This is a genomic window from Mesotoga sp. UBA5847, assembly GCF_002432735.1.
Classification (GTDB): Bacteria; Thermotogota; Thermotogae; order Petrotogales; family Kosmotogaceae; genus Mesotoga.
The window spans coordinates 36,575-43,738 of record NZ_DJGL01000005.1 but is presented as its reverse complement, the minus strand read 5'-3'; the positions used below and the strand labels follow the sequence as shown (position 1 = coordinate 43,738).

3 protein-coding genes are annotated in these 7,164 nt (G+C 46.0%); 2 read left to right on the top strand and 1 reads right to left on the bottom strand.

Annotated elements, in window-relative coordinates; genetic code table 11:
- Positions 1-881 precede the first annotated feature (881 nt).
- Positions 882-2,672, top strand: a complete 1,791-nt coding sequence (locus B3K91_RS00450; protein WP_214079112.1) for a bifunctional 2',3'-cyclic-nucleotide 2'-phosphodiesterase/3'-nucleotidase — start codon at positions 882-884, stop codon at positions 2,670-2,672.
- A gap of 560 nt (positions 2,673-3,232) precedes the next feature.
- Here B3K91_RS00450 and B3K91_RS00445 read toward each other — a convergent pair.
- Positions 3,233-4,318 carry a DUF4097 family beta strand repeat-containing protein gene (locus B3K91_RS00445; protein ID WP_214079111.1) on the bottom strand — a complete coding sequence of 362 codons (1,086 nt, stop codon included), beginning with the start codon at positions 4,316-4,318 and terminating at the stop codon, positions 3,233-3,235.
- 976 nt (positions 4,319-5,294) lie between these two features.
- Here B3K91_RS00445 and B3K91_RS00440 point away from each other — a divergent pair.
- A complete protein-coding gene (locus B3K91_RS00440; protein ID WP_292592567.1) occupies positions 5,295-7,088 on the top strand; it encodes a S9 family peptidase in 1,794 nt (597 codons plus the stop codon).
- Positions 7,089-7,164 lie beyond the last annotated feature (76 nt).

Below are 7,164 nucleotides of genomic sequence, written 5' to 3'. Positions count from 1 at the left end.
AATCCCCCTGGGCTACTCACCGATTGGAAAGAGCATAGGACTGGTTGACCGTTGAGAGGTTCTCCGTTCTCCGAATAAAAAACCTGTTATTCGTTCCAGAGCGAAGATCTGTTCTTCGTTCTTGGGCAAGGTGATGATTCAAGAGCGTTTGGACTCCAACCAGTCATGAAAAAACAGCTCTCATCGGAAACTCTCTTCTGGTTCATGGCTTTCATAACTGACAATTTGCAACTGATCTCCACAGCTTAAAGCGGTTTCTAGATGCGAGATCCCGATCAGTTTCATATCGGGATGACCAAAGAGGAGAATAGAGATGATGTCTCTGTTAACAAAGATCAGGGGGTCCTTGATTCTTAGCACGCAGCGGTTTTTCTTCGTCAGCAGAAGAGACTGTCATCCTGTGAATGGTTCTGCACAGGACTTCGCTCTTCAAAACTCGGTTCTGATGACCCGCTTCAATAACCCGCTCCTCCTAACCCGATTTACATAACCCGTTCCTAAAGGTGGTTCTTTGCCCGCGAAGCGGAACTGGCCACCGAAGGTGACTGGCCTCTGCCGGAGGCAGAGACTGGCCAGGCGGAGCCTGACTGGCTTTCTAATCGCCTCCTGCCAAATGCAGCATCACTTCTGCTCTTGCCAGACCCTAGACCCCACGACCCCAGACCAGGTTTTTCCGTTTCCCTAATTTGATTGCCTACTTCCATTTACTGAGATGTGCTTTTTTCTTTCTAGTTGAAGCCACAAGGTTGTAGTAAAATAGTACTGTTTCGAAACATTCTTTGGAATCCTATATTATCTTCGGTAAAGCATTCTCACGGTCAGGGGGCAATCATTCGTCCGGCAGACAACAGTGCTGGCCAACCTAATTGGAGGTGGATCTATTGAACTGGAAGGGAAGAATTCCTGCAGTTGTCATCGTCCTGATTCTCGCTTTGTTACTCCCTGTAACGGTTTTTGCTAAAGTCACGGCTCATGAGCTTGTTGTTCTTGGGACAAACGATCTTCACGGTTACGTTATGCCTTTCGACTACCTGACCGTTCAGGAAGTCGAGGATTACGGAGCAGCAAAGACTTACACTCTTATCAAATGGGCAAGAGAGATCTATAGCAACACCCTGTTGATCGACACTGGCGATACTATTCAAGGAAGCGTTCTCGCAGAACGTGAAGCGAGAGTCGAACCCCTAAGTATGGGAGAAATCCCCTCGATAATTAGAGCAATGAATATCATGGGATATGATGCAGGAGCAATAGGAAATCACGAGTTCAATTTCGGTCTTGAGTATCTCGACCTCGCGATGGCAGCCGCTGATTATCCAATGCTTTCGGCAAACCTTTATAACGCCGATACTGAAGAATTAAGATACGATCCTTACGTAGTGCTTGACAGAGAAGTCGATGGCATACCGATAAAGATTGGAGTCATCGGTTTCTTGCCGCCCGAGATAATGATGTGGGATAGGGTTCTTCTGGAAGGAAGAGTCTATGTTGAACCGATTGCAGACGCCGCCGCCAAGTATATTCCTGAGCTAAGAGAAGAAGGCGTTGATCTTGTAATCGTTGCTCTCCATCAGGGAACCTCAGACGCTGAAGCTATACTCGAAAACGTCGAAGGAATAGATGCAATTATCATGGGTCACAGCCACGGGAGAGCGGCCGAAAAAATCGATGGAGTCCCCGTTACCATGGCTGGCAGCTGGGGAAACTCCCTTGGTCTAATCCATTTCCAGCTTCTCAACAGAGACGGAAAATGGGAAGTCTTCTCCTCGTTCCCGCAGCTTTGGTACGTGGATGAAACGATAGAAGCCGCTTCCGAAATAGTTGAGGCTGTGAAGGAACAGCATGAGGCAACTATTGATTATGTTATGGCTCCTGTAGGAATTACAACAGTGCCGATCACGGGATACTTCAGCAGAGTAATCGATAACGAAGTAACTCAGCTTGTCAACGAAGCCCAGCTGTGGTACGCGAGAGACTACTTCAAAGGCACGGAATTTGAAGGAATGCCTTTGCTTTCGGCCGCAGCGCCCTTCAGAACGAGCACCAATGTGGAAGCTGGCGACATAAGGATAATGAATGCGGCCGACATCTACATCTACTCGAACACTCTACACGTCGTGAGAGTGAACGGCATCGAACTCAAGGGTTGGCTGGAAAAGTGTGCCGAAAACTTCAACCAGATCGATCCAAGCAGTACTGAGGACCAGAACCTTCTGGCACGTTTCTCATCCTATAACTTCGACATTATCGAAGGAATCAATTATCAGATCGATGTTCGAAACCCTGTCGGCCAGAGGATTGTCGAGCTTACTTATGAAGGCGAAGAAATCGAAGATGATATGGAGTTCCTCGTCGTGACCAATAACTACCGCGCAGGTGGCGGCGGCTATCATCTAGTCGATGCCGACATCGTCCTCTCTTCAACAGTCGAGAATCGAAGCGTGATAATTGACTACATAATCGAGAAGGGTACTATTACCCCCTCACCTTCCTTCAACTGGTCTATAGTTCCATTTGAGACAGCAGGAAGAATCACATTCACATCCAGTGATGAAGCGGCCACTTTGGCGGAAGAACTTGGAATAAAGGGCATAAAGTACATTGGAGACCGGCTCTTCGAAGTAGACCTCATTGAGCTAGCAGAAAACGTTCCACAGACAGTCTCTAACTAGAATCACTTGCGTGAGCAAAACCGGAGGGAAATATGCCTCCGGTTTTTTGTCATTCACTTACATATTCTCGAAGCTAATATTGATGAGTAGACAGAGAATCCGCGCTTTCGCGGCAAACGCATGTTGAGCAAGACAAAATACTCTGTATGGGCATCCTTTCATCTCGCACACCCAGTCCCGAGCAGATCGGTAGTTAGTGAGATTCGACGAAGCGCTTTTTCGAGATGTCTACCCCGCTCCATGAGACTTAAATGATCAGTCCGAAGGATCAGATTCCGCTTCCTTTGCAAATGAACTCGGATTATTCTTCATCCTATGATCCACCTTCTTAACTCGATTGACAATTCCACTCTTTGTACAGATTCACATCGTGCGAGGGAGGCGACAGGCAAATAGATCCTTTGCAGCGTCACAACCCGTGATTTTGAGCCCTTTTTCTGAGATCTCAATCCTGAGTTCGAAGAAGATAATCAGGCTTACCACTCTAGGGATATTTGAAATCCACGCAACGCATGAGTTCGGTAAATGGGACCATGATTCAAATCCACCCTTTTCTGTCACTAGATCGAATCTTCAGCATTGGGCTTGTCGATGCTGATGTTCGAGTTACTGGTTTTCATAGTTATGAGGAGGCCGTTGTCGCCATTGAATGTCCCTCTCAAGCTAGTTGAACTCGAACTGATTACGCCTACGGTAAGCCCCTTCAAATTGACGGTTCCATTGGTTGTAGATGCGCTTATCTCTGCACGAATCGAGTCATCTAAAAAGATTCCTATACTTCCATTAGTTGACAGCAGTTCAAGAACACCGAAATCTGGAAGGATCGCGTCGCAGACAATCTTCGCGTTTGAGGTTTCAAAACTATTGCTATCACCGATAAGAGTGACCTCAGTGACTGTAATTGCTCCGTTCGTGGAATTCGCCGAAACACTGAGAGTTCCCCTTTCGATTGTTATCGGAGCATTACTTGTCTCAATAATGAGGGTTCCAGATATTCCCTTTCCTTCAAACGCACCGTTGGTGGATCTAAGTTCCATGACTCCGGCGCATTCCTCGACAAAAATGGGCGAATTAGAGGTTTCAAGTCTCATGCTTCCCGAGACGGAGATCAGCTCCAAACCTCCATTGCTGCTTCTGCCTCTTATTGAGGCATTAAGTGATTTGAAAACCATTGCGCCGTTGCTGGTATTCACTAAAATATCTTCCACCGTTTCCGACGGGATATTCATATAAATTGTTGTCGCCTGCCCCATGAATTCATTCGTTTGCGATAATCTGGGAACAATCACAGTGAGCTTACCATCTGCTGCGTTGATGTTCGGCCTAGTCTTTTCAAGATACTCTTCTTTGAGATTCTCGTCTGCAACCCTAACTGACTGTTCGACCCTGATTTCAACATAATCTCTATCCCAGCCCACTACTTCGACCTTTCCGTTAAGACTGTCGATTCCCAATGAGTTCGGCTTCTCGGTGATCGTCACCGAGAAGTCTTCGTTGAACTTCATTCCTGTGAATGACCTGCCAGAACCAAAACTGAATCCCATGATTTTGGGCCGGATTATCACTGCCGCACCTATCAAAAGGAGCTCTATTCCCAGCAGAAGTCCCGCAAGGGCCAGCCCTCTCTTTCTGTTGCTTTCTCTCATTTCATCACTCCCATTAGTACATCGCTGCCAATCAACTCTCGACAAAATACCACTAAACAAGAGAATTTTCAAGTCAAAAATCCCCTTTACGCACGGAAGAGAATCAAAGACGTCCTCCGTCAGTCGTCCAAGAGCAAGAACCCGTTTGCTGAAAAGAGCGACCGAGAAAGTGCGTTACCGAGAGGTTCACTGCGCTCACAAGAAGGCGAGAGAAAAGCAAGTCGGCGCACGCGGGGCAAGAGCCGCTTTTCGCTGATCGCTGAACGCTGGGAAGAGGATAAAAGACGTCCTTGGTCCTTCCCAAGTTCATGGACCCGTCCTTCGACAGGGTCAAAGGACAGATCCCGGGATGACCACAGAGTAAATCGTCTCCTTTTTGCCACACTCCAAACTTTAGACACGAGACACCCTAAAAACTTCGTCATGCCGCACCTTGATGCTGCATCTTGTTTTTGGTTATCAAGAGATGTTCGTATTTAACGCGAGTACATGATTAGATCCAGAATAAAAGATCTACAAGATGACAGTGTAAGTCGTTCCTAAAGCAGCAGGCATTTCCTTGCCCGAAATCAGTGATTCAAGGGAACAAGAGAATTGAACGGTAATGGCACGTCCCTGAAACGGTCCGCAAAACGGTATTCGAATTTCTTGGTTCTCTACAGCCAACAATCTAATACTCAGTAAATCTAGTGGGTTCAAGAGACGGCTCGGCGTGAGTAGAGACATTGTAAGAGCATACAGTACTCAATCGTAGAAAAGAGAGTCTCAAATACTGAGGATGACGAAATCCACTTAATGTGGCTTTGTAGCTTCTATTCACAAGAAATGTTAACTTCTTGGAAACCATCAAGCGCAATTGATGGCTGCTTATTATATGATTGCAATGAGGGAGCCCAACGAACCTTTGGATCATAAAGAACTATTCCCAATGATCATTCACTGTTCATTCGCTTTAGAACGTTAAAGGAGGAATTAAATGACTGAGAAGAAGTACTCGATTGAAGAACTTATGGAGAACGAGACCATTGCGTCATTCGCGGTATCACCCGATTCAAGAAGGATTCTTTACTCTTCTGACAAAACGGGCAACTACAACATCTTTGAACTAGATCAGGAGAAGGGAAAGCACAGGCAGATAACATCACTCACCGAAAACGCATTGGTATCTCACGTCTACAAAGATGGGAGCTTCATTTTTGCAATGGATAAGGGCGGCGATGAACTACATCATCTTTATCTAGGAACAGAAGAGAAAATCAAAGATCTGACCCCTTTCGAGAAGACCAAGTCAGGATTTCACGTCTCCGTTGGCAATAGTGTTTACTACTACTCTAACAAGATTGATAGAAGTAGATTCGATCTATATCGGTTTGAAAAGGCTGATCTAGCAGGTGAGCTGGTCTTCGAAAACAAAGACTTGTATGAACTGGGTCCAATTTCGGATAATGAAAGGTTTCTCGCTCTTCATAAGCCCGAGACTGCAAACAACTCGAATGTATATCTCCACGACTTGCTAAGCGGAGATACAACACTTCTGTCCCCCCATGAAGGAGAAGCTAATTTCATACCTCTCTTCTTCTCAAAAGATTCGATGAAGCTTTACTGTCTATCGGACATTGAAGGGGAATTCATGACGCTTTGGATAACGGATATTGAAAGCAAAGAGCGTGAAGAGATCCTTGCCTTTAGTTGGGACATAATCGACGGGAGAATATCGGAAGACGGGAGAAGTGCTGTGCTTATAGTTAATAGAGACGGTTTTTCCGAACTTCACATAATCGATACAAAAGACAATACCCCTAAGATGTCTCCCGTTGAGACGGGTGGTGTAGTATACGATCAATACTTCAGCAAGGATAGCCGCTTCCTGTACTATCTTTGTGACTCAGCAACCTCCTCTCCTAATATCTTCATGATAGACCTCAATACAAAGGAGACAGAGCAGCTTACTGATTCTATGAGCGAAGAAGTGAACAGTAATGACCTCTCTGAAGCAAAGGTACTCCGCTTTATTTCGTACGACGGTCTCCAAGTGCCTGGGATTTTCTATCCGCCCAGAAATGTTCTGCCGAACGAGAAAGCGCCTGCGATTGTATGGGTTCACGGAGGACCGGGAGGTCAGTCTCTGCCAAGATACAGTCCTGAGATCCAGTTCATTGCAAATCATGGATATGCTATCTATGCAGTCAATAACAGAGGGAGCTCCGGCTACGGAAAGAGCTTTTTCAAAGCCGCAGATCACAAACACGGAGAAGCGGATCTGGATGATTGCGTAGCCGCCGCCAAGTATTTGGCCACCCTTGATTTCATCGACAAAGAAAGAATAGGAATAAACGGTGGAAGTTACGGTGGATTCATGGTTCTGGCGGCACTTGCTTTCAGGCCGAAGGAGTTCAAGGTTGGTACGGATTTTTTCGGTGTCTCGAACTGGGTGAGAACTCTCAAAGAAGTGCCAGCTTGGTGGAAGATCGCTAAAGATCTCCTTTACGGGAAAATCGGAAACCCATTCACCGAGGAAGAATATCTCAAGAGCATTTCCCCTCTCTTTCACGCCGACAAAATAGAGAGGCCTCTTCTAGTGCTTCAAGGAGTAAATGATCCAAGGGTACTTAAGATAGAATCTGATGAGATAGTTGAGCGACTAAAAGAGCATGGGGTTCCGGTTGAGTATGTAGTGTTCAATGATGAGGGCCATGGATTTAAGAAGAAGGCAAATAGGATAAGAGGTGCAAATGCGATGCTCGCCTTTCTTGACAAATACTTGCGCTAGAGACATTCAGTTACTGGTATTGGTGAGGGAGAGGAGTGGATTCAATCTGAGAAGACGAGAACTCAGCATATCGTGA

Excerpts from the sequence above, each read along its gene's own strand:
- B3K91_RS00445 (WP_214079111.1), bottom strand. The coding sequence starts at position 4,318 with ATGAGAGAAAGCAACAGAAAGAGAGGGCTGGCCCTTGCGGGACTTCTG.
- B3K91_RS00440 (WP_292592567.1), top strand. The coding sequence starts at position 5,295 with ATGACTGAGAAGAAGTACTCGATTGAAGAACTTATGGAGAACGAGACC.